Source organism: Micromonospora sp. URMC 105 (assembly GCF_051386295.1).
GTDB lineage: Bacteria > Actinomycetota > Actinomycetes > Mycobacteriales > Micromonosporaceae > Micromonospora.
The window spans coordinates 105,370-131,526 of record NZ_JBPQTL010000002.1; the positions used below are offsets into that span (position 1 = coordinate 105,370).

The 26,157-nt window shown below is 70.5% G+C and carries 25 protein-coding genes; 12 read left to right on the forward strand and 13 right to left on the reverse strand.

Going from position 1 to position 26,157, the window contains the following annotated elements; all coding sequences use genetic code 11:
- The first annotated feature begins 72 nt into the window (after positions 1–72).
- Entirely contained in the window at positions 73–534 is a 462-nt protein-coding gene (locus ACSNN7_RS01085; RefSeq protein ID WP_436678583.1) for a hypothetical protein, read from the forward strand.
- A gap of 127 nt (positions 535–661) precedes the next feature.
- Here ACSNN7_RS01085 and ACSNN7_RS01090 read toward each other — a convergent pair whose 3' ends face one another.
- The 5 genes from ACSNN7_RS01090 to ACSNN7_RS01110 form a co-directional block, all read right to left on the reverse strand.
- Positions 662–1,264, reverse strand: coding sequence for a hypothetical protein (locus tag ACSNN7_RS01090; protein WP_436678584.1), 603 nt, complete (start codon positions 1,262–1,264; stop codon positions 662–664).
- A gap of 42 nt (positions 1,265–1,306) precedes the next feature.
- On the reverse strand, positions 1,307–2,074 hold the full coding sequence (locus ACSNN7_RS01095; RefSeq protein WP_436678585.1) for a hypothetical protein: 768 nt from the start codon (positions 2,072–2,074) through the stop codon (positions 1,307–1,309).
- An 88-nt stretch (positions 2,075–2,162) separates the two neighbouring features.
- Complete coding sequence (locus tag ACSNN7_RS01100; protein ID WP_436678586.1) at positions 2,163–2,516, reverse strand: hypothetical protein; 354 nt, start codon at positions 2,514–2,516, stop codon at positions 2,163–2,165.
- A 2-nt stretch (positions 2,517–2,518) separates the two neighbouring features.
- Positions 2,519–3,178, reverse strand: coding sequence for a hypothetical protein (locus ACSNN7_RS01105; RefSeq protein ID WP_436678587.1), 660 nt, complete (start codon positions 3,176–3,178; stop codon positions 2,519–2,521).
- A 927-nt stretch (positions 3,179–4,105) separates the two neighbouring features.
- Entirely contained in the window at positions 4,106–6,790 is a 2,685-nt protein-coding gene (locus ACSNN7_RS01110; RefSeq protein WP_436678588.1) for a helix-turn-helix transcriptional regulator, read from the reverse strand.
- A 97-nt stretch (positions 6,791–6,887) separates the two neighbouring features.
- On the opposite strand from ACSNN7_RS01110, the gene ACSNN7_RS01115 reads away from it, so the two are divergent.
- Positions 6,888–7,301: a hypothetical protein gene (locus ACSNN7_RS01115; RefSeq protein WP_436678589.1), complete on the forward strand. Its 414-nt coding sequence runs from the start codon at positions 6,888–6,890 to the stop codon at positions 7,299–7,301.
- A 102-nt stretch (positions 7,302–7,403) separates the two neighbouring features.
- Here the strand turns inward: ACSNN7_RS01115 and ACSNN7_RS01120 are convergent, their stop codons facing one another.
- The gene (locus ACSNN7_RS01120; protein ID WP_436678590.1) at positions 7,404–7,874 is read right to left on the reverse strand and encodes an N-acetyltransferase family protein; all 471 of its coding nucleotides are present in this window, start codon (positions 7,872–7,874) and stop codon (positions 7,404–7,406) included.
- Positions 7,875–8,250: 376 nt separating this feature from the next.
- Here ACSNN7_RS01120 and ACSNN7_RS01125 point away from each other — a divergent pair, with 376 nt between their 5' ends.
- From ACSNN7_RS01125 to ACSNN7_RS01155, 7 genes are all read left to right on the forward strand, one after another.
- Complete coding sequence (locus ACSNN7_RS01125; RefSeq protein ID WP_436678591.1) at positions 8,251–8,406, forward strand: hypothetical protein; 156 nt, start codon at positions 8,251–8,253, stop codon at positions 8,404–8,406.
- Positions 8,407–8,630: 224 nt separating this feature from the next.
- Positions 8,631–11,012, forward strand: a complete 2,382-nt coding sequence (locus ACSNN7_RS01130) for a hypothetical protein (RefSeq protein ID WP_436678592.1) — start codon at positions 8,631–8,633, stop codon at positions 11,010–11,012.
- A 211-nt stretch (positions 11,013–11,223) separates the two neighbouring features.
- On the forward strand, positions 11,224–11,862 hold the full coding sequence (locus ACSNN7_RS01135) for a hypothetical protein (protein ID WP_436678593.1): 639 nt from the start codon (positions 11,224–11,226) through the stop codon (positions 11,860–11,862).
- A 41-nt stretch (positions 11,863–11,903) separates the two neighbouring features.
- Positions 11,904–12,416: a sigma-70 family RNA polymerase sigma factor gene (locus ACSNN7_RS01140; RefSeq protein ID WP_436678594.1), complete on the forward strand. Its 513-nt coding sequence runs from the start codon at positions 11,904–11,906 to the stop codon at positions 12,414–12,416.
- Positions 12,406–13,107 (forward strand): RICIN domain-containing protein, encoded by a 702-nt coding sequence (locus tag ACSNN7_RS01145; RefSeq protein WP_436678595.1) that lies wholly within the window; start codon positions 12,406–12,408, stop codon positions 13,105–13,107. The genes ACSNN7_RS01140 and ACSNN7_RS01145 overlap by 11 nt, the downstream gene beginning before the upstream one ends.
- Positions 13,108–13,278: 171 nt before the next feature.
- Positions 13,279–14,277, forward strand: a complete 999-nt coding sequence (locus tag ACSNN7_RS01150) for an RNA polymerase subunit sigma-70 (RefSeq protein ID WP_436678596.1) — start codon at positions 13,279–13,281, stop codon at positions 14,275–14,277.
- Positions 14,278–14,388: 111 nt separating this feature from the next.
- Complete coding sequence (locus tag ACSNN7_RS01155; protein ID WP_436678597.1) at positions 14,389–14,844, forward strand: DUF6069 family protein; 456 nt, start codon at positions 14,389–14,391, stop codon at positions 14,842–14,844.
- A 103-nt stretch (positions 14,845–14,947) separates the two neighbouring features.
- Here ACSNN7_RS01155 and ACSNN7_RS01160 read toward each other — a convergent pair whose 3' ends face one another.
- Complete coding sequence (locus ACSNN7_RS01160) at positions 14,948–15,382, reverse strand: MerR family transcriptional regulator (RefSeq protein WP_436678598.1); 435 nt, start codon at positions 15,380–15,382, stop codon at positions 14,948–14,950.
- Between the two features lie 60 nt (positions 15,383–15,442).
- Between ACSNN7_RS01160 and ACSNN7_RS01165 the strand changes: the two genes are divergently transcribed.
- Positions 15,443–16,204 (forward strand): methyltransferase domain-containing protein, encoded by a 762-nt coding sequence (locus ACSNN7_RS01165; RefSeq protein ID WP_436678599.1) that lies wholly within the window; start codon positions 15,443–15,445, stop codon positions 16,202–16,204.
- Between the two features lie 94 nt (positions 16,205–16,298).
- On the opposite strand, the gene ACSNN7_RS01170 is transcribed toward ACSNN7_RS01165, so the two are convergent.
- The 3 genes from ACSNN7_RS01170 to ACSNN7_RS01180 form a co-directional block, all read right to left on the reverse strand.
- A complete protein-coding gene (locus tag ACSNN7_RS01170) occupies positions 16,299–16,814 on the reverse strand; it encodes a hypothetical protein (protein ID WP_436678600.1) in 516 nt (171 codons plus the stop codon).
- Between the two features lie 176 nt (positions 16,815–16,990).
- Positions 16,991–18,784, reverse strand: coding sequence for a S8 family serine peptidase (locus ACSNN7_RS01175; RefSeq protein WP_436678601.1), 1,794 nt, complete (start codon positions 18,782–18,784; stop codon positions 16,991–16,993).
- Between the two features lie 119 nt (positions 18,785–18,903).
- The gene (locus tag ACSNN7_RS01180; RefSeq protein ID WP_436678602.1) at positions 18,904–21,642 is read right to left on the reverse strand and encodes a helix-turn-helix transcriptional regulator; all 2,739 of its coding nucleotides are present in this window, start codon (positions 21,640–21,642) and stop codon (positions 18,904–18,906) included.
- 200 nt (positions 21,643–21,842) lie between these two features.
- Here ACSNN7_RS01180 and ACSNN7_RS01185 point away from each other — a divergent pair, with 200 nt between their 5' ends.
- A complete protein-coding gene (locus ACSNN7_RS01185; RefSeq protein ID WP_436678603.1) occupies positions 21,843–22,373 on the forward strand; it encodes a hypothetical protein in 531 nt (176 codons plus the stop codon).
- 1,005 nt (positions 22,374–23,378) lie between these two features.
- Here the strand turns inward: ACSNN7_RS01185 and ACSNN7_RS01190 are convergent.
- The 3 genes from ACSNN7_RS01190 to ACSNN7_RS01200 all read right to left on the reverse strand — a co-directional run bounded on the left by ACSNN7_RS01190 (position 23,379) and on the right by ACSNN7_RS01200 (position 25,230).
- Positions 23,379–23,816, reverse strand: a complete 438-nt coding sequence (locus ACSNN7_RS01190) for a hypothetical protein (RefSeq protein ID WP_436678604.1) — start codon at positions 23,814–23,816, stop codon at positions 23,379–23,381.
- Positions 23,813–24,253, reverse strand: a complete 441-nt coding sequence (locus ACSNN7_RS01195) for a zeta toxin family protein (RefSeq protein WP_436678605.1) — start codon at positions 24,251–24,253, stop codon at positions 23,813–23,815. Before ACSNN7_RS01195 ends, ACSNN7_RS01190 begins: the two co-directional genes overlap by 4 nt.
- A 245-nt stretch (positions 24,254–24,498) precedes the next feature.
- Positions 24,499–25,230 (reverse strand): histidine phosphatase family protein, encoded by a 732-nt coding sequence (locus ACSNN7_RS01200; RefSeq protein ID WP_436678606.1) that lies wholly within the window; start codon positions 25,228–25,230, stop codon positions 24,499–24,501.
- Between the two features lie 360 nt (positions 25,231–25,590).
- Between ACSNN7_RS01200 and ACSNN7_RS01205 the strand changes: the two genes are divergently transcribed.
- Positions 25,591–26,043, forward strand: a complete 453-nt coding sequence (locus ACSNN7_RS01205; protein ID WP_436678607.1) for a DoxX family protein — start codon at positions 25,591–25,593, stop codon at positions 26,041–26,043.
- The last annotated feature ends 114 nt before the right edge of the window (positions 26,044–26,157 follow it).

Below are 26,157 nucleotides of genomic sequence, written 5' to 3' on the forward strand. Positions count from 1 at the left end.
GGATGGAACTTGCTCCACTGCCCGGCCCAGGGGGTGCTCTCGGCCGGGAAGACGTGGTTGTTGAGTGGCCCGGTGACCAGCGACAGGCCTCCGGAGACCAAGAACCTTTGTATCGTGGCCACCCCGCCGACTCACCCCGACATGGCCGCCCCGCCCGACGACAACGACGCCCCGTCGGACATCGATGCCTGGTTCGGCGACGACCTAACCGACACCCACCTGCCCAGCGACACGGCCACCACCGCACCCGACAGCGGATCGCTGGCGGAGGCGACCAGCCTAATTGTGGCCTGCTGGCCCCTCGACGCCGACGACCCCACCAACCGCATCCGTCTGGCATGGCTGCTGACCGCCTGCGCGCGCCTACTGCGCCCTGGCGGTTGCCTCGTCCTCGTCGTCACCGTGTTCAGCCCCACGCGCTCACCCTCCCACCCGCGCTGGCTGTCGACAGCAATGGTGACAGCCATCAGCCGCGACACGGACGGCTGCCAGCCGCCCAGCGCGGCTGGCTTCAGGCCGTCGCCAGGCTGTTGAACGTCAACCAGTAGTGACCATCGGCGACATCCGATGCTGAGTGTTTGTGCAGCTCAGGCGAATGATGGGCGACCTTTGTCCGGTTTGCCTGGCACCCGGCACCAGTTCAACGCCAAGTGAGGCGGCGTTACCGGAGGTCGTCGAGCACGTCCCGGGTGATGGTGACAGCGGCTGGTTCAAGCTCCCCCAGCTCGTTTGCAGTGGTGGCTGACGGGGACAGAAGCCGGATGGTCGCGACGGCATTGTTGGATCGGGCGCGGACGGCGACTGCGGGGGGCTCGATGGTGACGAAGGCTTCGTCACCTACGCCGGTGGTGGGCTGGGTTCGGCCGGCGGTGAGTGCTTGCCACGCCGCGTCCGCAGCTGGTTGTGCGGGGTAGATGACTAGGCGGGCGGTGACGCTGGCTCCGGTCCCGTCGGTGGAGCCCCACTGGCAGTCCGCGGTGATGATTGTGGCGGTGCTCCGATAGTCGGGGGTGGGTCGGCCTTGTCCACCGACGCCGAGCCCGCTGGCTGCTTGATTGGTGAGCTGTGGGCACTTCTCAGCCAATCTGGTCCAGGTCCCGGTGGCCGGTGGGAGTGGCCTGTCGGAGGACGGTGCAACCGTGGTCGTTGGCAGGGTGTTCGGCAGTGGAGAGGTGTCGGGTTCGGTGCAGCCGGCCGCGAGCACGATGAGGGCCGTGAGCGGCAGCGCCGTCCGGCGGACTACCTGCTTGTTTTCGGTCGTCATGGGTGACTCCTTGTCAGCCGCTGCCGAGGATTTCTTGCTGATTCACAGGTTGACCGGCTGCGGCCACTTGCCACCGGGGAGGCCCGTGTGGTCGCCGTACTCCGCTGCGAGGGTAGTGATCTGCTTCAGGACTTCGGCAAGGCGGTTGGACAGGTTCAACCCGTACTGGAGGGTCTCGGTGACGGCGGTGCCGATGAACTCGGAGAAGTCCTGGAGGGTGAGAGGGAGTTGGGTGACGGCACCGGCTGCGGTTGCGGTGCCGTCGATGGCGACGACGGTCAGGGCGCCGACGACCTCCGCGGCCCGCTCGCCGAGTTGGACCATGTACGCGGTGTTGGCCTCGGCGACGTCGGCGAGCCAGGCGCTGGTGGCCTTGACTTTCTCGGTGGTGGAGTTGACGGCGGCGATCTGGTCCAAGACGCGCTTTTCGTAGGTCGCCTTGGCGGGTCCGCGCCAGCTGTCGATTTTGCCGGAGCCTGTCATGTCCGGGCCGAGGCCGGACAGCAGCGGGTTGACCTGGGTGGCCCAGCCCAAGCCGGTTTCGAAGAGGGATCCGACCGGTACGGATCCGTCGACCGCCTTCTGGAGAGCGCCGATGATCTGGCCAACTTTTGTGCCGATCTCCTGCACGAGCTTCCGTACGCGCTTGATGGCGTCGGTGATCTCCTCGGTCCACCACTCGGAGAGGGTGGCCCAGATGCTGTCGTTGTTCAGCTCGTGTTGGACCCGCGCCAGCAGGCTGTTGATCCTGTCGATCAGTGACTGCCACTCGCGCTGGATGTCACCCAGCGCGCGCTCAAGCGTCTTCACGCCTTGGCGGTAGCTGAGCAGGATCAGCGGGGCGAAGTCGGAGTCGGTGCCTGGATGAGTCACAGGTCCCCCGTCGGTGTGCGGTGCATCAGGATGAGGCGATCTGGTCGAAGTCGTGCTTGGCGTTGACGTCGGTGTCCTCGTACCAGTCGGCGCACCGCTTCAACGCCCCACCGAACTTGTCGAACTCGGTGACCGCTTGTCGGAACAGGTCGGTGAGCCAGAACTGCATCTTCTCGTAGCCCTGCTGAAGGTCGGGCGCGGTGACCGCGTTGCTCAGGTCGGTGACGGAGAAGGCGGCACTGCTCAGGCCCTGGTCGGCGGCGAGGGCAGCTACGCGGGCCATGCGGTCTGAGAGGTCGAACCACTTCTTCGCTTCATCGCGGATGCCTTCAACAGCGACCTCGACAGCCTGATCGGAGTACCAGTTGTAATCAGTCACTCTTACTCCAACCCGGCCTGGTGATCTGTCGCTCGACGCAGAACCTGCGTGGCGTCCTCGGCCAGCCCGGCGGCGTCGGAAGGTTTGAGAACCTGCTCATTGGCTTCGACCCGGGCAATGACCGCGCCTGACATGACGACGCGGAAGAGGCCACGCGGACCCGTGATGACTCGCTCTCGCTCAGTCTCTCTGGCCTGCCTGAGCGCTTCGGCGCGGTCGAGGATCGTCATGGCGCGTTCGGTCTTGCGGACGAGGACACCGCCCAGACGAGGACTGTTGTAGTCCGGCATGGGTTCCGCCGGCCCGTCGGCAAGAACCTGCGAGTAGTCGAGCCGTCGGTCAGGATTCGAGCAGCCGTGGCGGGCAAGGGTGAGCCGTGCCATCGTCGCCTTTGACCGGGCGAACTCCAGGGCCTGCCACACTGCCCGACCTACCCCAGCAGGACCGACGCGCTGCCACCAGTCTTCATCGATGGCGACCCGCTCTGGCGTGCCGAGCAAATCCACGAGGCAGTGAACGGACCCGGTGCGGTCAGAGGCGTCGACGGTGATCGCCGGGGCCGGAGCTCCGACCGGTAAACGCGACACCACGTCCTGCAGGTTCGCGACAAAGATCCGCGCATCTTGGATCCGCCGGTCATCAAGACCGCCGTGTTCAGGCATGCGGCGACTCCACATGAATCTCCCCCGTTGTAGACAGTGCGCAACCGCGCACCATCAGAACTGCCTATGGATGATAGGTGGGTACCAGCATGGAGATCTGCCTGGCCGATGCCGTCTTGTAGCGGGCGCGTGATACATGTCCCGCCCCTTGGTCCTCAGTCCTGAGATCCCGTCCCAGCAGTTCGCGCAGGCAGAGAGCCGTGCGCTGCTGTTGCCGGCAGTATCCGCGCATGGTGCGCGGACGGCCGAGGACGGGCGCGACAGTCTGGTAGCCGACAGGGGCCTCTGTGTACCAAGGCGGGCCGTTCGTCGCCCCTGGACGCTCTACGCGAACGGCCTCCTGCGGTAACAGGAGGCCGTTCTGTCCGAGGTGTGTGCCTACTCACAGCCCATGGCCTCCGAAACGGCGAGCAAACGTAGGTACGCCGGCTGCCCGGCTCGATGACGCGGCACTTGACCTGCAACAAGATGCCGTCCGCCGCACGAACGTCCCAGCTCTTCTCCGACTGCGGCGCAAGCTCGCCGCGATAGGCCTTCGCAACGACGGACTCCGCCAGGTCACCGGCAGGGGCGTCGCGCGACTTAACAACGCCACGCCGGATCAGCTCAGTGAGGATCCGAGAGTAGAGCCGAGCAGTCGCCGGACGCTCATCGATCGGAGATCAGGATCGTGGCCGCTTGCGCGACGTGACGGTACACCCGTGCGCGTACGAGTTCACCCCGCGATCTAACTCTCCTGTATCGGCTGCCGGCCAACGAGCGCGGCGCCTATCGGGAATCAGTAAGACACACGAATCGGCCGCAAACGAGGGGACAGTAGCTTCTCGCAGTCACTCGTGGCTCGCGACAAGTTGACCGTTGGACACTGACCCCGGATGAGGTCGGAGTAGCAGCAGAGCTGGAGGCACCAGGAGAGCCGGGCTGTCGTCACTCGGCGGCCGCGACCCCGGCCAGCGTCGCCAGCTGAGCCCGCGACGTGATCCCCAGCTTGGGAAACGCCTTGTAGAGGTGGTAGCCCACGGTCCGTGGGCTGAGGAAGAGTTGGGCGGCGATGTCGCGGTTGGAGGCGCCGCCGGCCGCCAGCCGCACCACCTCGCGTTCCTGCGCGGTGAGCACGCTGAGCGGGTCGCCGGCCCGGCGCGGCGCGGCCGGCACGTCCCCTGTCGCGCGCAGCTCGGTGCGGGCCCGCCGGGCCCACGACTCCGCGCCCAGCCGGTCGAACACGTCCAGCGCGGCGCGGAGCTGCGCGCGCGCATCCGCCCGCCTCCGCGCCCGTCGCAGCCACTCGCCGTAGGCGAGCCGCGTCCTCGCCTGCTCGTGCGGCTGGTCGTCACCGTCGTGGGCACGGACGGCGGCAACGAAGTACGGTTCGTCCTGGTCCACCAGGGCCCGGCAGCGCAGGGCCACCGCGTCTGAGGCCGGTTGACGGACATGCCGCGCCCAGGTCAGGTAGCGCTCCAACGGCTCACCGGCCCGCTCCGGCCGGCCACTGCGGACCGCCGCCTCGACGAGATCGGCGGCGGCGAGCGCCCCGATCCCGGTCCGCGGGATCCGTTCCAACTGCTCCAGAGCAGCGTCCGCATTCCCCAGGCCGAGTTCGAGACGCCCGAGCGCCCAGCGTCCGAGGGCCGCCGCGAGGACCAGCTTGCGGTCGTCGGCCCGCCGGACGCCCTCCTCGGCCCTCGCGCGGCACCCCGCCACGTCCTCCTGATGGGCGAGCACCCAGGCGAGGCAGCACGTGAGGTGGATGACCCGGTGCTCATGACCCAGGTCGGTCGCCAGCCGCAGCCCCGCGTCGAGGGTCGCCCTCGCCTCCCCGTACCGGCCCCGCAGACCCTGCGCGAACCCCTGGTCCTGAAGGGCGAACGCCAGCCAGCCGATCATCCCGCTCTTCCGGCAGTCCGCCACGACCCGCCCGGTGAGTTCCTCGCAGAGGGCCGCGCGGCCCGTCGCGAGGGCGGCGCCGGCGGCGAAGGTCAACCCCGGTACGCCCAGCCCGGCAAGCCCGGACGCGTCCAGCGCGCCGCCGGTGAGCGGCAGCCCACCCGCGAGGTCGCCGGCCAGCAGCCGGGCCAGCCCCACCGCCTGGCCGACCAGCGGCGAACCGGTCGGCGGCAGCTCGTGGAGCGCCGTCGCAGCCTGTCCGGCCAGCGGCGCGTCACCGGCGAACCAGGCGCAGCGAACCGCCTCCACCAGCAGCCAGGTCGCCTGCTCGGGGTCGCGCACCGCCACCCGGGGGGCGGCGTCGAGGACGATCCGGCCCGCAGCCAGCGGGGTGCCCAGTTCGACCTCGCGGTGGGCGCGGACCTGGGTCAACGCCACGATCATCGCCGGGTCGTCCACGTCGGGCGTGGCGCTGTCGGCGAGCGCGGCGGCACGGTCGGTCAGACCGGCGTCGCTCGCGGCCAGTGCCGCCGCGGCCAACCGGGCGGATCGACGTACCGGATCGACGGTGAGCTCGGCGGCCCGCTGGTAGGCGGCCGCCACCGCGGCGTGGCCACCCCGGGTACGGGCTCGGCCGGCTGCCTCCTCCAGCTGCCGCGCGACGTCCTCGTCCGGACCGAGCGCGGCCGCGGCCAGATGCCAGATACGCCGGTCGGCGGCGTCGGGCGAGGTCGAGCTGGTCAACGCGTCGGCGAGTGCCCGGTGTACGGCAAGGCGCCGGCTCACGGACGCGCTCTGGTACGCGGCCGCCCGGATGAGGGGATGACGGAAACCGACGGCCGTCCCGCTGATCCCGATCAGCCGGCTCCGCTCGGCGGCTTCCAGACCGTCGAGCGAAGCGCCAGCGGCGACCAACGTCGCGAGTTCGCCGGAACCGTCCGCCGCCGCCACCAGGAGCGCGGTGCGCGCGGCCTCGGGCAGCGCGGCCATCTGCGCGAGGAACGCCTCCTGGACCCGCTCGGCCACCGGCATCGTGCCCACCGGCGACAACCGCCCGGTCCGCTGTTCGGGAGTCAGCGCGGCCGGCAGCTCGATGAGCGCCAGCGGGTTGCCGGCCGACTCCTGGACGAGGCGCTCCCGTACCTGCGGCGGAAGATCGGCGGGGAGCAGCGCGGCGGCCGCCGTGTCGTCCAGCCCGGCGAGACGGTGTTCGGGAAGGCCGGTGACCGGAAGGTCCGGACGGGCGGCGAAGATCATGGCGACGCCGTCGGCCCCGAGCCGGCGCGCCGCGAACACCAGGGCGTCGAAGGACGCCTCGTCGCACCACTGCGCGTCGTCCACGAGACAGAGCAGCCCGCCATCTCCGGCCAGCTCGGACAGGAGGCTGAGGGTGGCCAGGCCCACCAGGAACCGGCTCTCCGGTGGCGCATCGCGCAGCCCCAGGGCACCGCCGAGCGCCCTCGCCTGCGCGTCGGGCAGCGCGTGAATCCGGTCGAACCCGGTCCGCAGGAGCAGGTGCAGTGCGGCGAACGGCAACGCCGCCTCGGACTCGATGCCGACACCGCGCAGCACCCGCATGCCGGTCGCCCGCAGCGCGGCGTACTCCAGCAGCGCCGACTTGCCAATCCCCGCCGGACCCCGGAGGACCAGGGCGCCGCTGCGACCTTCTCGGGCGCCGTCCACCAGCCGGTCGATCTCCGCCTGTTCCTCAGCCCGCCCGTGCAGCACGACTGGCAACCTACCGTCACGATGACGGATTCGGCATGGCCGCCAGCTCCGTAGCTTCGTGAACAGACGCACGTCAGCACCACGAAGGGACCTTGAGATGGCCACCATCGCCAGCACCGTCCGGACCGCCGACGACGCCAAGCTGCTCCGCTTCGCCCTCAAGCAGGACGCGATCGGCTCGGGCGCCAACGGGATCGTCTATCTCGCCGTCGCGGCGATCTTCGGCCAGCTGTTCGGCCTGCCCGCCGGCCTCCTCTACCCCGTCGGCGCCTTCCTGGTCGTCTTCGCGGCCGCCCTGGTTTACCTCGGGTCGAGGCCGGCGGTGAGCCGGCCCGCCGTGGGAGTCGTGATCGCCGTCAACATCGCCTGGGTCGCCGCGAGCGTCGAGCTGCTCGTCGCCGGCTGGTTCCCGTTGACCACCCTCGGCGTCGCGCTCGTGATCGCGCAGGCGGTGGTGGTCGCCGGATTCGCCGCCCTCCAGATCACCGGCCTGCGCCGGACCGCCTGCTGATCCGTGCGGATCCCCGGGTGCCCCTTCCGCGCGGGAGCGGGCACCCGGGGCTGCGGCTCGCCGCCCGGTCGCGGCCCGCAACCGAGGCGGGCCGTAGCCCGGTCAGGAGGCGAGTGCCTTGCGATAGACGACCAGGTCGTCGCCGGCCTGCCAGTAGTCGCGGATTCGGGCTTCCTCGTCGTAGCCGCACCGACGGTAGAACCCGCGGGTGCGGTCGTACTGCGGGGTGCCGGAGGTGTCGACCAACAGCAGCCGCTGGCCCCGTTCGCGCAGGTCGTCCTCGATGTGTCGGATCAGCGTGGAGCCCCGTCCCTGGCCCTGCCGGTCGGGACGCACAGCGATCATCGACAGGTCCCACACCCGGTCCGCGGCGATCTTCGGCTGGTAGTACGCCACCCCCACCAGGTCGCTGTCGGCGTCCACCAGGCACCGGTGGCCCTGGGCCTGGTCGAGCGCGAAGTAGCCGGCCATCATCTCCTCGACGAAGGGTGCGTCGTCGGCGGTGAACATCTCGGCCGCGACGACCAGCTCGACGATGTGCGCGGCGTCCTCGGGCGTGGAGGGTCTGATCACACTGACCTCCGTGGTGCGTGCAGGGCCAGGGTGCTCGCCGAGCCGGGCGGGCGCGGGGCGGCGTGGCCGAGGCAACCCTAGTGGGCCGAACCGGAGCCGTCCTGCGCAATACGATTCGCCGCGGGGGCAGGGGCAGGTACGAGAAACGGCCGCAGGAAGGATCCCGCGGCCGCTTCTGCATCGATGCGGTCGCCTACCCTCTGTGACCGTGAACATACGGGTGATGCTTGTTCGGCGACGTGATGAGGACTAACTTTGCTTCGTCAAGCAAGGGTATTTGGACGTTGTCGTGGACCGGGCTCCGGAGCCGTACCGGCTCTGTTGCCGCCGCGAGGTCCGGATGCCTGCCGGGCCCGGTGTCGTTCAGGAGTCGGACATGATTTTTGGGGGAGCTCACCGCAGCCACCGCGACGAGCAACGATGCCGGGCGGCCCGGCGGCGGATCCGGGAGACCCTGGCGGTCCGGCGGGCCGCCGTGGCGGCGGGGCAGCCGAGCGTCAAACTGCGCGACGAGGCGAAGCCTGCCGCCTGACGAGGCGTGACCGGCGCGGAGCGGCCGGCCTGCCGAACGGGGGTCAGGCCGGCCGACCGAACTGGGGCGTGACCGGGCGACGGCGTTGCGCGTCTGAGGTGCTTCGGTCGTAGCCGTGGCCCGCCGGGGCCGGTGTGGCCGATGCGAACGCGCGCACGTCCGGGCGGCACCGAGGGCCGTCCCGGCGGAGTAGCTGCCCTGAGCGACCAGGCAGATCGCGCCAGGTGGATCGTCGCGTGCGGAGCCGGTCGACCAACCGCGCCGGTAGTTGCCAAGGCGGAGAGTCTCGTGGGGTCTGCCAAGGTCCCGTTCGGGTATGCGCGGCGGGCAAGCGCTCGAGTCCGCGTTTTGTCACGTCGTGCGAGGTATGGATGCCGGAATCTCCGCCGTGGCACCCACGGCTGCTGCACCGTCCGCCCGGTGACGTCGTCGAGTTGCGGGTGCACGGGGTGTCCGGTGGCGACGCGGACGACATCCTCGATCGGCCGCACGTGCAGCGGGTCGCCGGCGATCACAAGGGTGGCTTCTACCGGCCCCGCGAAGGCTACGGTGACTCCCGAGGCGCCTGCGGCGTGGTGCTGGAGACCTACCGATGGAGCGAACTGCCGAGCGGAGCCGCGGCGAGGACCCTGTCGCTGGTGTTCCTGTTGCCGTTCATGGCGTGCAACGCGGCAGCGTGGATGCGGCCGAGGGCGAAGATCAGCGGCGGTGTGGTCTGGGTCGGCTGCCGGCTGGTCGGCCTGAGCCTCACGGTCCTGTACGTCCTGTCCTTCGTCGGGGTGGCGCTGGACCTGCTCGCCTGCAAGTGCATGTCCCGGGGCGACTGCCTCGCAGGCCGCACCTGGCTGTCCTGGCTCGGGGGTCAACCCGTCGGGCTGCGCATGGCGTTGCTGGCGCTGGTGCCCGTCGCGGCGATCTGGGTGTTGTGGCTGGCAGGCTCCCGGTGCGGTCACTGGTACCACAACTTCATCCCGCCGTCGGGCACGACGGCCGACACGGCACTCGGCGCGATCGGGACGCAGAACGCCATGCCGGGAGTGGGCCGGCTCCACGCCATCCATGTGGCGACCGGTCTCGTGGTGCTCGATCTCAGTCTGATCACCGCGCTATGGTCCGCGCGTGGACCGAGGCTCCTCGACGTCGTGCTCACGGCCTGCGCCGTGGCCGTCTTCTGCGTCAGTGTCGTGCTGCTGTGCCTACCGTCCGTGATCGATGCCGCAGCCGGCACCCCGGTGATCAACGGCGTGCTCCGGGCCCTGCGGTCGGCTGCCGTGGCCGTGACGATCGTCGTCATCGGCCGGGTCGCGTTCGACCGCACCGAGTGGCCCGCCGGGGACGGACTGCCCGGCCACGACGTCGCGGTGGTCCTGCTCTTCGGGGCACAGGGCACGCTGCTGGCGCTGCTCGGGATTGCGGCACTGGCGGGCCGGGACCGCCGGCAGGGCAGCCGCCCGAGGCTGCGCGGGCTGGGTGCGCCACTGTTCGCGTGTCTGGCGGTGGGGCTGGCGGTCAGCTTCGCCACCGAGTTCAACTACCGCGTCTCGGACTACCTCGACCGCGATCAGCCCACCCCCGACGTACTGCCCACCAGCCCTGTTCTGCCGTACAAGTGGACGATGTTCGGCTTCTTCCTGTCGGTCATCGGCGCAGCGGTCGCCGGCGCGGTGATGGTGGTGCTCTCCTGGCGGCACCGGCGGCGGACGGCGGACGGCATCGTCGCGCGCGACTTCCCCGAGGTGGATGGGGGGACGGCCCGGCGGCGGGCACAGGTTCGCGACGCGATCGCCCGGGCGCATTTCACGGAACGCCTGGGCCCGCTGGCGGTGACCTACTGCTGCGTCGTCGCGCTGAGCCTGGGCTTCACCGCTGCGGCCCTGGCCGAGCTGCAGCCGAGTGTCGCCGCGGAGGGTCTGGTCAGCCTGCCGTCCGACTTCGTCAGTGCCGGCACCCAGTTCGGCAGCTACCTGATGGCGCTGCTCTTCGTCGGTCTGCTCTTCGGAGGGCTGTTCGCCTACCGGACGCTCGCCTTTCGCCGCTACATCGGCATGCTCTGGGACCTCGGGATGTTCTGGCCGCGTGCCGCCCACCCCTTCGCCCCACCGTGTTACGCCGAGCGCGCCGTGCCCGAACTCGCCTGCCGCATCAGCATGCTGGCGCGGCAGGGGCGGTACGTGCTGGTCGCGGCGCACAGCCACGGGTCGGTACTGGCTCTGGCGAGCATCCTGCAACTGGAGCCGTACGTGCTCTCCAGGGTCGCTCTGCTGACGCACGGCTGCCCGCTCAGACGCTTCTACAGCACGATGTTCCCGGCCTACGTGGGCACGGACGTCCTGAGCGAGGCGGGCCGCCGGTTGGGCTGGCGCTGGGTGAACCTGTGGCGTGACACCGATCCGATCGGTGGCTGGATCTTCACGCCCAGCGGTACGGGTGACGACGCCTCGCGGCGGCCGCCCGAGGTGGACCGCCGGCTCCGGGATCCGCAGCAGCTCGACGCCCGCGGCAACGACACCGTCTGGCCCCCGATGCACGGCCACCGGCCGTGCGTGACGGACGACCGGTACGAGGCTGCCGTCTGCGAGCTGTCCGAGCGGCTCCGGACCGGCTGAGGTCAGCTGTCGCCGAACCTGGTCGGGGGAGTGCGTGGTGCCGTCGTGCACCTGAGCCACCGGCCTCACGGGGAAGACGCGGGAGAAAGACGGGGGACTCGTGAAACCGGGTGGGGGTCCCAGGCGTCTTCGGCATGTTCCGGGTCGGTGGCACTGACCCGGAACACGTGTGGCAGACGGCTGACACGTCCCCCGGGCACGAGGAGTGAGCATGACGACGAGCAGGTGGTTGGCCGTGGCGGGCCTGGTGGCGGTTGCTGCCGGGGTGGGGGCCTGCGGGCCGGCGACGACCGAGGCCGGCGGGTCGGCCCCCACCACCGTCTCCGCGAGCGGCAGCCCGACGGCCTCGGCGGCGGCAACCACGCCGACGAGCGACAAGGTGCCCGCGGAACTGTCCGGCACGCGGCAGGTCACGATCGTGCGGGTCGACGGTTTCGAAGCGGGGGTGACGATGACCGGCGACGGGCGCCTCGCCGAGGTCGACGACGACAGCGGGCGCCAGCTGTTCGTGCCGACGCCCCTGGGCGGAGGCGCGTACCTGATCAAGGCATACGATCGGTCGAACGGCCATCCTTCCGCAGATGAGCCGTCGTGCTGGCAGGTCGATGTCCCGGGTCAGACGCAGCCGTTGCGGGTGAAGGCTGCGCCGTGCGACTCGAACGACCCGGACCAGCGTTTCGTGATCGGCATAGCGGCCGGCGCCGGCGCGCGGGCCTACACCATCAGCAACAAGTCCGCCGTCCTGCGGTACGCGCCGAAGGCGGGTCTGATCCTTGAGGAGCCCGGTGAGGGTGCACCGTCGAGCAGGTTCCGGTTGGTGGACAACGGTCCGGCGCGGGCCGCTGACTGATCGTCCAGTGCGGCGAGCAGCCTTGTGGAACGCCATGACCCATGCGTGACACCCAGGAGTTCGACGCCTTCTACGCCGCCTCCGCCCGCCGCGTCCTGGGCCAGGTGTACGCGATGATCGGTGATCGCGCCGAGGCGGAGGACGCCGTGGCGGAGGCGTACGCCCGAGCCTGGGATCGGTGGACGTCCGTGCGTGACTGCGACAGCCCGGAGGCGTGGGTGCGCCGGGTCGCGTACCGCACCGCGGTCAGCGCGTGGCGTAAGGCGGTGAACCGGCTGCGCGCCCACCGCCGCGAGGTGGCGGGCCAGTATCTGGACCAGCCATCCCCCGATCACGTCGCGCTCGTCGGTGCCCTGCGGCGGATACCGGACGCACAGCGACGAGTTGTCGTGCTTCACCACCTGGTCGGTCTCAGCGTTGCCGAGATCGCCGGGGAGACCGGCACGTCGCAGAACACCGTCAAGACCTGGCTGGCGCGGGGGCGCAAGGCCCTGGCGGCGCACCTGACCGAGGACGATCACCTTGCGGTGGGCGGGAGCGATCGTGGAATCTGACCGGAGGCTCGACGACGCGTTGCGGGCGATCGCCGGTGAGGTGCAGGCCGGCGGCCGGCTCCCCGTCGTGGCTGACGTACGTCGTCGCGGTGAAGCGCGCCGGCGGCGCAGGTACGCCGTGCACGGCGGGCTGTGTGCGCTGGTGGCGGGAGTCGCCGGTATCGGCGTGGTGCAGGGCGGCGGGCTGTCCGGCGGACCGGCTGCCCCGCAAGCAGGTGATTCGGCATCCGCGAGCGCGGAGTCGCTGCTCGCCGGTCGCCGGTCGTTCGCCGTCGTGCCGGCGTCGGCTCCCGAGTCGGCGCTCGGGCTGGCCGATGACGGTCGCCTCGCCGTGGTCGGCGACGGCGACCGTGGGCGCCGGACGTTCGTGCTCGTGCCGCAGTCCGACGGCACCTATCTCGTCCGCGCGGCCGAGCCCGGCGCTGAAGGGACGGGCGCCTGTTGGCAGGTCGAGGCCAGGGGGAGTGATCCCCTGACCGTCGTGGCGGCGGCCTGTGAGCCCGGGGAGCCGGATCAGCGGTTCTCCCTGGTGCGGCAGGAGCAGGAAGGCGGCCACGACACGTACGCGATCAGCAGTCGCGACGCCTACCTGCAACTGTCCGCCACGCGCGGACCGATCCTCGAAGAGCTGGGGGATGCGCCCCTGTCCACCACCTTCCGACTCCAGGACGCCGGTCCCGCTCCGCGCTGATTGCCAACCTTGGCGGGCGGCCTGCGGTACCGCCGACCACAGCACTTCGACAGCTGCGGCGTGGCGGTCAGAGCTTCCGCGACGGCCATGCCGACCGACCCTGGTGATGAGTTGTCGCGCCCGCACCCGTCATACCTACGACGGGACACGACGAGGCGGAAGGATGACGTGATGGGTGCGGACACGCGGCTGAAGGAGCTGGGCGGGAGCGGTCTGGGGGAGGTCGACGAGTCGGCGTTCTCGGGGCTGGCGGAGCGGCACCGGCGGGAGCTGCACGTGCACTGCTACCGGATGCTCGGCTCGTTCGAGGACGCCGAGGACACCGTGCAGGAGACGTTCCTGCGCGCCTGGCGGCGGCGGGAGACCTTCGAGGGGCGGTCGACGTTCCGGGCCTGGCTGTACCGGATCGCCACCAACGCCTGCCTGGACCTGCTCGCCAAATGCCGCCCGGAGCCTGCGAGCGGCGGCGAGGTGCTGTGGCTGCAGCCCTACCCGGACCGGCTGCTCGACGAGCTGCCCGCGGGCGGAGCGGACGAGCCGGAAACCGTCGCCGTCGCGCGGGAGACGATCGAGCTGGCGTACCTGGTCGCAGTCCAGCACCTCGCGCCGCGCCCCCGGGCCGTGCTGATCCTGCGGGACGTGCTCGGCTGGCCGGCGAAGGACGTCGCGGAGCTGCTCGGGGACTCCGTCAACTCCGTGAACAGCGCGCTGCAGCGGGCTCGCGCCGGCATGCGGGAACACCTGCCCGCCGAGCGGCAGGACTGGACCGGCGGCGACGAGGACCCCGGGACGCGCGAGCTGGTGCGCCGCTATACCGACGCCAGCGTGGCCACGGACATCGACAGGCTCGCCGCACTGCTGCGGGACGACGTCCGCTGCTCGATGCCGCCCACGCCGGGCCTGTACGTCGGCCGCGACGCGGTGGTGAACGACTGGGTCGAGAGCGGCTTCACGAACCTCGAGGGCCTGCGCGCCGTCCCCACCTTCGTGAACCGGCAGCCCGCCGTCGCCTTCTACCTCTGGCGCAAGCAGGAGGGGGCGTACCTGCCGCTGACGATCGATGTCCTGCGCATCACCGGCGGGGCGATCACCGAGATCGTCACGTTCCACGGCGACCAGTTCCCGCGGCTCGGGCTGCCGGAGCGGCTGCCGGCGGACGGCACGGAGTAGTCCCGGTGTGGACGCTCGCCCTGGCGCGCGTCGGCGCCACGGTGCGACGCGTCCGGCGTCCTCACCAGCCGACACACCTTGTACGCCAGCTACCGAATACCGAGGGGCGACATGAACAGCACGAATGACACCGGGGTCGTCGCAGGCCCGGCACCGGGCCGAACCGGCCGCAATCACCGATTCCGCAGGCTCGCCGGCACCGGCGTCATCGCCACGCTCGCAGCGATGGCGGCCACCACCCTCGCCGCTGCGCTTGCCCAGGCCGTTGGCGTCGACTTCGAAATCCCCGACGGTGGTGAGACGATCCCGTTGCCCGGGTTCGCCGCGGTGACCGGCTTCTTCTCGGTCGTGGGCATCGTCATTGCCGTCGCTCTTCTTCGGTGGAGCACTCGCCCCGCCGAGCGATTCGTGTGGACGGCAGGGTCGCTGACCGCGATCTCGCTGGTCCCGCCCCTCCTCTCCGGGGCAGACACCGCCACCACCACCGCCCTCCTCGGGCTGCACCTCGTCCCTGCGGCGGTGATGATCCCCAGCCTGGCGCGGAGCCTGCGCACCCGGACCGATTGACGATCCCGCAACGGAACAACGCGCGGTGCAAGGGCGTGCGCGAGGGGCAGCGTGGCCCCCAGTGCTGCCGGCCCTGGAGCTGGCCGGACCATCCCGGCCGCGGTCAGCCGTGGTCCAGCGCCTCCGCCGGACCCGCCCCGTCCAGCCGCGCGAGCACCATCGCCTCGAAGCGGGGACACGACTGGTAGTCCGGGTGCCGGCACCGCAAGCCGTGCTCCAGCAGCGTCTGCGACAGCGTCAGCCGGGCGATGCGCTGCCGCACCTGCGCCAGCTGGGTACGCAGGACCTCGCGCCGCCGGTCCTGATCCGGGGCGGCGAACAGTTCCCGCAACTGCTCCAGACTGAACCCGGCGTCCTTGCCCAGCAGGATCTCCGCGACCCGGGTCACCTGGGCCGACCCGTACACCCGCCGTCCCGCCACCCGCCGCGCCGGCGACAGCAACCCCACGTCCTCCCAGTGCCGCAACACATGTGTGGCCAGGCCGAAACGAGCCGCCAGCTCCCCGATCGTGTACTCCACCCGCCCTCCGGAGGTCATGCTCACCTTGATAGCAGCTCGGTTGACTTCAGGTCGACCTGAAGTCACACACTCGGGCGCATGGCCGACACGCACACCGCACACACCGACATCGACACGCTGATACGCATGCTCGACGCCGCGGAGACCATGCCCGCCGCCGCGCGGTTACGCGCGCGCAGCTACGAACTCCTGCGGCTACCCCCGGACGCGACGGTGGTCGACGTCGGCTGCGGCACCGCACGCGCCGTCGCCGAGCTGGCCGAGCAGGCAGCCCACGCCATCGGTGTGGACCTCGACCCGGCCATGCTGGCTGCCGCCCGCAGCCGGTTTCCCGACATCGACCTGCGCGTCGCCGACGCTGCCGACCTGCCGCTGGCCGACGGGCAGGCGCACGGCTACCGGGCGGACAAGGTCTACCACGTCCTGCCCGATCCGCCCGCGGCGCTGACCGAGGCCCGCCGGGTCCTCGCACCGGGCGGGCGGATCGTGCTGCTCGGCCAGGACTGGGACACCGTGGTCATCGACTCCGACCAGCCAGACCTGACCCGCCGCATCGTGCACGCCCGCGCCGACACCATCCCTCACCCCCGCATCGCCCGCGCCTACCGCAACCTGCTGCGCGACACCGGGTTCCACGACGTCGACGTCGAGGTCCACACGGCGGTGTTCACCGGCGCCACCATGCTGCCCCTCCTCGTCGGGCACGCCACCGCCGCGCAGCAAGCCGGCGCCATCAGCGGCGACGAAGCCGAGGACTGGGTCAGCGAGCAGACCCGGCGCGCCCAGGACGAGCGGTTGCTGATCGCCATCCCGATGTTTCTGGCCGCGGGCACCCGCTGAGGCACCAACGTGGACCCGGCGCCTCAGGAAGGCGAGCCCGCGGGATCTCGCCGACGACCCGCCGGACGACTGCCACCGGGGGAGTCCGTGGCAGTCAGGCGGAGTCGAAGTTCCAGTACGGAGGCAGGACGGCCTCACACAGGGCGCACACGGAGTCCTTGTCTCGTACGATGTTCCGCTCTCCGCAACCCGTGCAGAGCCGGAAGGTCACCGCGTCGGTGAAGCTCCTGGGATGCGGTACGCACAGACGATCGAGTGTCGCGGCGACTGCCGGCCAGCAGTCCGGATCCGGGCAGTAGCCGGTTGACTGGTTGCTGACCGCCTGGACGAAGTACCCGGTGTCGCCGAGGGCGAAGGTGATCTCACCAGCAGCCAAGACGTCCTGGCCAGCAGCGCAGGCAACGTGTTCGCTCTGCCGAGGGGCCAGCCGCAGCGTGCGGTCGAGATCGATGACGAAGGTCGCAGGCTCGACGGAAGCCGTCGTCCGGCGTTCGTCGAACCATCTGTCGAGGCTGCTTCGCGTGTCGGCGACGACGAGCCCGACCGGGGTCGGCCACAGGGCCTGGATCTCCGCCGGCCCGACGTACCGATACCGCTTGAGGCGCGTCACGGCGTGAAGCTACCCGCGTTGATTCCGACCAGCCACCGAGATCCGCGCACAGCTGCCGGTGGCGCACACGTGCGCGCAGATGCGACAGAGGCGCCAGACCCGGTTCCCGGTCGGCGGACGACGCCGACGGTCGGGAACCGGGTGATCATGCCCTGGCGGTCACGGCGGTACGGCGATCAGAACGGTCCGTAGCAGAGCGGTGTGTTGATGTGCGGGTAGCAGGTGACCTGACGGCTGGTGCGGTGCGTCTGGTTCCGGCTGTCGCTGACGGTCAGCGTCACCGTGTACTGCTTGAAGGTGTTGCTGGTGTAGGTGTGCCGGACGCTCTCGCCGCTGCCGGTGGTCCCGTCGCCGAAGTTCCAGGAGTAGGCGGCGATGTCACCCTCGGGGTCGGTGGAATCGTCGCCGTTGAGGGTGCAGGTCTGCGCCTGGCAGAAGCCGTCGAAGGCGGCGGTGGGCGGAACGTCGCCGGCCTTGACCTGGCGGCGTACCGAGTCGGTCTTGCCCTGGTTGTCGGTGACGGTGAGCTTGACGCTGTAGTAACCCGACTTCGCATAGGTGTGCGAGGTCGTCTTGCCGGTGCCGGTGCTGCCGTCACCGAAGTCCCAGACGTGGCCGGTCACGGTGCCGTCGGAGTCGGTGGAGGTGCCGGCGTCGAAGGAGCAGGTGGTGTTGTCGTTGGAGCAGGTGGCGCTGAAGGCGGCGGTGGGGCGTCCCGGGTCACGTGGCGGCGCCGGGAAGCTGTCCTCGCTGCCGACGTCGAGCAGTGGCTCCTTGACCCCGTCGCCGGACTCGTCGGTCCAGTTGGTGTTGCCCGTCTCCAGCAGCTTCTCGCGGATGTCCTCGACCTCGTCGCGGCCGGTCGGGTCGTTGTCGCCGGTGGCCAGCAGCGCGGCGGCCCCGGCGACGTGCGGCGAGGCCATCGAGGTGCCCGACAGGGTGCTGTATCCGCCGTCCTTGTAGGTGGAGTAGATGCACGCGCCGGGCGCGGCGATCTCGACGGTGGAGCCGAAGTTGCTGAAGTCGGCGAGCGTGTCGTCGGTGTCCGTACGGCAGGTGCTGGCCGCTCCACCCCCCGGCTCGCCGTTGAAGTCGGCCAGCGCCGACACGGTGATCACATCCGGGTGGTTGGCCGGGAAGAAGCTCTTGGCGTCCTTGTCGTTGTTGCCGGCCGCCACCGCGAAGACCACGCCCTCGTCTACCGCGTTGGTGATCGCGGTGCTCAGCGCGTTATCGGTGCAGCCGTCGCAGCCGAGGCTCATGTTGGCGACCTCGATCTCGTCGGCGTGCGCGGCGACCCAGTCGACGCCGGCGGTAACGCCGGAGAGCTGGCCGCTGCCCCCGTTGTCCAGCACACGCACCGACCAGATCCGAGCACCCGGCGCCACGCCCACCACGCCGATGCCGTTGTCGATGGCAGCGGCGGTGCCGGCGACGTGACTGCCGTGCCCGTTGCCGTCGTCGCCCGCGCCGTCGGTGCAGGAGGTCTTGTTCACGCAGTCGGTGCGTTCCACCACGTTCAGGTCGGGGTGGTCGGCGTCGACGCCGGTGTCGATGATGGCGATGTCGACATCGGCCTCGTAGTCGCTGGTCCCGTTGAGCTTCAGGTTGGCGTTGTCGTCGGCGAAGATCCGTCGGATGCCGGTCGGGGTGTCCTGCGCCGCGATCGTGACCACCTGGTCGCGCTGCACCGACACCACTCGCGGGTCACGACGCAGCACGTCAGCGGCCCGGTCGGGCAGCGACACGGCGAAGCCACTCAGCGCGTGCCGGTACACGTGGCGCACCTGCCCACCGTGCCGGCGCGCCTGGTCCGCGGCGAGCTTTCCCGGGTCGGCCGCACCTTCGCGGAGGGTGACGATCCAGGTGGTCGAGGTGGTGCCGGCGGCGTGCGCGGGAGTCGCCGCCACCGCGGGGGTCAGGGCGAGCGCGAGCCCGCCCAGCAGGGCCGCAAGTCTCGTGGGTTGCACGGTTGCTCCTTCGTTGCGGTAAGGAGAAGTGGTTCGGGAGTACGCGGCCGCGTGACTCACACCATCCACGTCCGTCGCTGTCCGGAACAATCGGGGCATCGGTACGTAGGGGTACCCATCTAATGCGCGTCGGGCAGGGCCACCCGGTGTCGGGAGTCGGCGCCGAGCTTGCGCAACACGTTCGCCACGTGGTGTTCCACCGTGCGGGGCGACAGGAAGAGCACGTCGGCGATCTGCCGGTTGGTCCGGCCCAGGCTGAGCAGCCGTGCCACCTGCTGCTCCCGGGGGGACAGTCCAACGCCGTAGCCACGCCGACCGCGCCGCTGCGCGGGTATCGCGCCGTGACTGCGGGCCAGCCGATGACAGCGGGCGGCGTCGGAGACGGCGCCCAGAGCGGCGAAGCGCTCCGCTGCGGCGACGAGCCGGTCGGCAGCCGGTGCACCGTCGGCGAGGTCGCAGCGCGTGGCCGCCTCCATCGCCTGCGCGGCGGCGTACGGCGCAGGCATGGCGCGGAAGGCGCGCTCGGCGCTGCGGAACCACTCACCGGCCGCCCGCAGCTCGCCTCCCTCCTCGGCCGTGACCCCTCGGCACATGAGCAGAGTGGCCAGCGTGTACGGGCAATCCATGCCCGCCGTGCCGTCGGCCAGGTCGGCGACGACCCGGTGGGCCTGGTCGAGCCGGCCGGCGCGGCACAGCGCCGTGACTGCGACCAGGGCGAGCTCGCCGTGCCAGACCCAGGTCCCCTTCACCCGCGCGGTGTCCAGACCGTTGAGCGCGTGCGCCGCCGCCGCGTCGGCGTCCTGCGCCAGCAGCACCCGCGCGTACGCGGCGGTAGCTGCGGCGACCTGCGGCGCCGAGCCGTCCGCCGCGCTGCGCAGGACGGGCTGGTCGAGGAAGCGGATGGCCTCGTCCCACTCGCCGCGGGCGATCGCCAGCCGCCCCAGCACCAGCCGGGCGTCACCGGCGATCAGCGGCATGTCCCGGGCCTCCGTGGCCACCTGCGCGGCCCGCTCCGTCAGGCCGTGCCAGTTGCCGATGGCGTAGTCCAGCAGCAGACCGCTGGCGCGCGCCGAGATGGCCTGGTAGGAGGCGCCGGCGTCGGCGGCGACCCGCAGTGCCTCGCGCAGGTACCGGCCCGCCCGCTCGTGATGACCCAACCAGACGCAGGAGTCGGCCAGGTTGCCGTACGCCCGGGCCACCTGCTGGCGTTGCCCGACCGTGCCCAGGTGCTCGGCGAGGCGCTCCGCGAGCGACCAGGTCTCGGGCTCGCCGAGCTGGGCCGACAGGGACAGCCGATTGACGAAGACCGCCGTGGACAGGACCGGGTCGCGACCGCGGGTGGCGGCCTGCTCCGCCTGCTCCACCCACCACCGGTGTTCGTCGACGTGCCGGGCCCCCCAGTACGGCATGCCGAGCGCCGCCATGCCGCGCGCTGCCAGCGCGGGCCGGCGGCGCAGCTCGCCGACCGCGCGGACGATCTCGGCGCAGCCGCGCTCGGCGAGCCCCGCCTGGTTCATCAGCAGGAGGCCCAGGGCGAGGCGGAGTTCCCCGCGGCTGCCCGCCGGCAGGTGCGAATCCTGCAGGATCTGCTCCAGCAGCGCCTGCGTTTCGTGGTAGCCGAGGCCGGTGAGCGCCAGCCGGCCCAGCTTCAGCGCGAGCCGGGTGCGGGCCGCCCCGGTGACTCCCCGGTCGGCCAGGACGTCGCGCAGCAGGCCCACGGCTGTGGCGGTGTGTCCGGCGGCCACCGCACGGTCGGCCGACGCCTCGGTGAAGCGCAGCACGCGGTCGGGGTCGCCCACCGCGCGGCTGTGCCGCAGCAGGTCGGCCAGTGGCCGGTCGCCGCCGCCGTCGTCGAGGACCCGCAGCGCCGCCAGGTGCAGGCGACGACGCTCCGGCCCGGAAATCGTCCGGTACGCGGCCAGCGCGGCCAGCCCATTGGGGAAGGCGTACCGGTCGACGCCGACCTCGGTCAGCACGCCGGCCTGCAGGGCGCGGCGTAGGCCGTGCCCGACCGTCGCCGCCCGCAGCCCACTCAGGCGCTGCAACGTCGACTCGCCCGCAGGGCTCTGCAGTATCGCCGCCGCCCGCACCACCTGCTGAGCGGCCGGCGAAAGAGCGGCGAGGCGAGCCGCGTACAGCTCGCGAACCGGCAGGGGGACCGGGACCGAGGACGGCAGCCGCAGCGGTTCGCCCGGCTCGGGACCGGCTCCCTCCGGCGCCAGCGCCTGGCAGAGCTGGACGAGCAGCAGCGGGTTGCCGGCGGTGAGCCCGTACAGCTCGGGGACGGTGTCGCCCGGCACGCTCCGACCGCTGAACGCCCGGACCAGGTCGGCCGCCTCGGTCGCGGTGAGCGGCGGCAGGTCGAGGATCGCGGTACGGGCCGCCGGTGCCGGCCGCCAGGGCCGGCCGAAGACCGGCTCGGGCAGCTCCTCCGACCGGTAGGCCACCACCAGCACCAGGCCGGACGGCGGATCGGCGGCCAGGCAACCGAGCACCTCGCGGGAAGCTGCGTCGGCGTGCTGCAGATCGTCGACCGCCAGGGTGAGCGCTCCGGCGGCGCGCAGTGCTGCTCGCAACTCGCGCAGCGCCACATGCGCGCACACCGGGTGCCGCTCCGGCCGGACGTCGTGGCCACGCACCGCCGTCAGGATGTCGCCCACCAGCGTGTACGGCGGCGTGTCGCCGAGCGCCGGACACGTCACCAGCACCATCTGCGCCGCCGCTGCCTCGATGATCCGAGTGACCAGAGCCGACTTGCCGGCGCCGGCGGGGCCGGACACCAGGAGCGCCGCCGGCGTGCTCCGTACCGCGGCGGCGGCGATGCGCAGCTCCCGTTCCCGGCCCACGAATACCGGCATTCCGCACCACATCCGCTTCAGCGTCGCGGCTCTCCGCGTAGGACCCTCTCCTGGCCCCGGCGATGCCCGTGGTGGAGTCGCGGGGAACTGCATCTAGGAATAGACATAATTTAAGATAGCTGACAGTATCAGGAAGCTCACTCATGACTACGGGGGCCGTGGGTGCAGCGAGGATACTGCTGCCCCCGACAGGAGGCGGCATGAAGCGCACCTTCCTCTCGCCCGGCCGAATGTTGATGACGGCCCTGGCGGCGATCGCACTCGTCCTCGGGCTCGGCGCTACCAGCGCGAGCGCCGACGGCAGGCTTTCACCGTCCGGCAAGTCAACCCTCGTTCCCGACTACACGCAGATGCTGTGGTCACTCGTCGGGTCGCAGAGCGAGGAGCAGATCGACAGGATCGCGAAGTCCGGACACAAGGTTCAGTTGCTCGTCGACTCCGAGTCCGGCAAGATCCTGGCCGCAATCGACACCGAGAACACGATCACCCCGTTCGCGCTTACGCCGCTCAGCCCGGGGTGCTCTACGACCAGTCTCTGCATGTGGAACAGCGTCCCGAACGGCTACATTGGCACTGGCTCTCTGTCCGGCACCTGGTCGAGCGTGTACAAGTACGCCACAGGCGACAAGATCGGCACGTTCCGCTACAACGGTCTCGACTGGACGCACAATCCCTACACGACCGTGAACCTCACGACCCGGGAGACGATTACTTACATCGCTCGACGGTGAGCTCCATCTGACGAGTGGAACGTGGAAGGGCCCGGGTCGTCCGGGCCCTTCCACGTTTCACGGTCTGTCGATCGCAGTCTGCAGTGGCCATCTTTCCAGGGCTCCCCGTGCGCAAGGAGGCTCCGTGTCTGAGCGAGCTAAGGAGTGTGGCACCGCACCGAGACGATACGGCCGGTCTGGGGATCGATGGTGAGCTCCACGTTCGGCCGCAAGTGTGTTGGAGGTGCCGTGTTGTCTGCTTCAACCGTAGGGGGCGCGCAAACCGACCTCATATCAACCTGCAAGGTTCGTTCCGCCGGCTCGCCGGTGAGACAGCCAAGGCCCAGCATCACGCCAGCGGCAACGACAAACCGGGGGTGCGGGCGTCGCAGAGGCGGCGAGCTGCGCAGCGGCGCATCCAGGTCAATAATTGGCATACGCTACGTTAGCGTCCTGCGCCCGTCTCCCACCTCGACTGGTGGCCCGGCAACGGCGGCCGGACATGGGAGCTTCAGTGGCAGGGCGGTCCCTTCCCGGCCGAGGTCGCCGCAAGGCTGTTGGGAGCGCCGGAACCCCGTGCCGGTTGACTACCAGGGCGAGCACGCGGTACGCGGCCTGATCTCGCCCGGCCGAGGCGAGAAGGGGCGCACACCTGGTCGTGCTCGACGTGCCGGTGAACCTGCGCGCGATCGACCCGAGCGGCGCCAGCCAGGTCTGGCCGGCCCTCACGCTGACGCAGGGGGTAGGGCAGTCCGGATCACGGCCCGTCCGTAGCTTCCAGCGAAAAACCAACGCTAAGGAGTTGATCTAGGCGTTGCGCGTAGCCGCATCTCACGCTGCTTGGCTATGGGCGGGATCGACCCGAAACGGATAGGTCAATTCGGCGCCGCAGCCGGCGCACCAGGCTCGGAACAGCAGGCTGGTTGGGGTGTCGGCAGGAGTCGGCTTCACCTCGTACCGGATGCCTTCGATCGTCGTGTATGTAGAGACGTCGCCAGCGGATCGGGCAGGTGCAGGCCGCCGTGGTCATGCCATTGTCTTCCCGTCCTCGGGGTCGGGGGCTCGCCACTCTCGAGGCTTGGCGCCGGTGGCGTCGGCGACCTGGGCGACGTCGCGGTGACTGTAGGCGGTGCGCACGCCAGAGATCGACATGCCAGCGGCTGCGGCGAGGTCGCCCAGCGTGTAGGGGCGGGGTTGGACGAACTCGCGCCCGTAGGCGATCAGCTCGCGGATCCGCTGCTCGGCTTCCTCCTTCGCGCGTCGGGCGGCGGCCAGCGCGCCGATCAGCGGGTCCTGGTCGCCTGCGTCCCACGCGATCCGCAGGTTCTCGGCGGTGCGTTCTTGGTCCTCGGCGGCTTCGTCCCGCGCGGCGAGGAAGCCATCGTCGTGCTCCTCACCGGGTTCAGGTTGCGGGATCGGGTAGAGGATCGTGGCTACGTCGGTGAAGATGTCTCGGCGAGTCATGCTCTACATTCTGCGCACCTATTTGTGATGAGCGCAATAGCTTGCGCCCTCTGCAATATGGCTGACAGTCGATCTCTTCCGGCTGTCCGAGAATCGGTCGTTCCCGAACAAGATCGAAATCTGACCTCCGGCCCGGTCAGCCCGTACGGAAAACCTGTCCGGAAACCTCGGCGTGTCCAACAAGGCGAGGAGGATTTCTCGGTCACCCTGAAGCCGCTGCCCGCGCCCAGTGCTTGCTTCACCATCGCGGTGACCGCCGTCTTACCCGCGCCGGTTTGCCCTCCCGCGATGACCACCACCGGCCCTGCTGGGACGGGGCACCAGTGAGGAACATCGGGACGATCTGCTCCGCGGAAGATCCGTTCGTTGGCGTCCTCGGAGAGCACGCCGTCAGGGAGCTCGGTCAAGTGCGTGCCTGACGCAGAACGGCGACGCACTCCTGACGGACCCTAGCGACGGCGTCTGTGTCGGCGGGATCGAGTTGCTGCAAGGCCTGCGCGAGGCGGCTCTGGGACGTGATGACCTGCTCCAGGAGGTCCGGGTCACCGCCGGTCTGCTCCAGCTCGTAGCGGCGAGCGGACTGGGCCGCGAGAGCTTGTGCGATCAGGTCGCGGGTGACCTGGTGATTGTGGAGCTGCTCCGGTGTCAGTGCGACGGTGTGAGGTTCGCCAGCACTGACTCGTCACTTCCCGACGAAGGCATTCTCGTCCTTTCCTGACTCGTCTAGGTGGGTGGTCGTGGCGAACTCCGCCAGCGTGAGGCCGCCGGCCGTGCCGTCGTACCGGGTGATCGAGGTGTTCGCCACGGGAGTCGTCGCGACGATGGCGGAGATCTCGTCGAAACCCAGGTGCTCGATGAGGTGGCGCATCACCACGATCACGGCGTCGTGGGCCACGAGCAGGACGCGCCGGCTCGCGTGCTGGGTGTTCAGCTCGGTCAGCACGGCCGCCAGGCGGCGGGCGATGTCGGCGAACGACTCGCCCCCGGGAGGCCGATAGGAGAACTCGCCTTCGGCCGCGAGCCGAGCTGCCTCCAACGGAAACCGTTGAGTGATCATGGCGGGGTCTAGCAACTCCAGGTCGCCCATGAGCCGGTCACACAGGCGGTGATCCACGGCGGCGGTGGGGTACTCAACGCCGAGCTGCGCCGCAGTTTCTGCCGCTCGTGACCAGGTCTGCCGAGCACGGACGTAGGGAGAGCAGACGACGACCTCGGGCCGACGGTGAACGGGTAGGGCGGCGAGCCAGTGACCGAGGCGGGTGGCCTGCTCCCATCCCAGGGGCGACAGCTCGATGTCGGCGTCTCGCCCGGTCAGCCCGTGCTCGGCCAGCCCTCGCGCGTGCGCGTCGGCGAAGGCTACGTTCGCCAGGCTCTGCCCGTGTCGGATGAGGGTCAGCTCAGCGACGGTGTCCATGTCTCCATTGTCCGTGGTGGCGCCAGGCGGTTACGGGCATGTCGTTGCGCTGCCGTCGTGACAGGCGGTGTCGGCGGCGGAGAGCTGGGCGATGACCTGCGGTGGCCAGCAGCCGGTAAAGAGTCGATCTTTCGCTGGAGCCGTCGACGGGTTCGACGGGCCGGAGGCGGCCTGAAGTTGATTGAGAACACAATAGTTGACGCCTCAAATTTTTCCCGGGTAACTTCGGGTGAGCGGGGCCTGGTGAGATGCCGGCCTCGGCATGCCCGGGGCAGGTTGCCCGCCGGAGCGTCGTCGGGCCCGTCAGTGGCTGTGAGTTCGGCCCGATCCGCAATCCTTCCCGTCGAGAAGGGGTCCTTCATGAACAACGTCCCGCTGCGTGACCTGGCCGTGCTGGTCGCGCGGGTCGCCGTCGGTGTCATCTTCACCGCTCATGGCTGGCAGAAGCTCACTGAATGGGGCCTCGACGGCACGACTGCGGCATTTGAGCAGTTGGGTGTGCCGTTCCCGGCCGCGAGCGCCTGGTTTGCGGCGCTCGTCGAGCTCCTTGGTGGTCTCGCCCTGCTGGTGGGGCTCGTGGTACCCGTGGCTGGAGTGCTCCTCGCGCTCAACATGTTCGGTGCCTTCCTCCTGGTGCACGTCAGCAACGGCGTCTTCGTGAGCGCCAACGGCTTCGAGCTCGTGCTCGCGCTCGGCACGACGGCTCTGCTGCTTGCGGCGGTCGGGGCCGGACGTTTCAGCCTGGACCGGCTCATCGCGCCCCGGCTGTCCCGCGGCGTGGACTACCGGGCACCCGAGCGCGCTCTCGTCTGAGCGTGAACGACCCGCTGGGTGGATGACAGTCGCGACTGTCCTCGCCTTAACCACGATTCGAGCGGCGGTCCCGGAGCACGTGCTCCGGGGCTGCCGCTCGACGTGGTGCGGGGT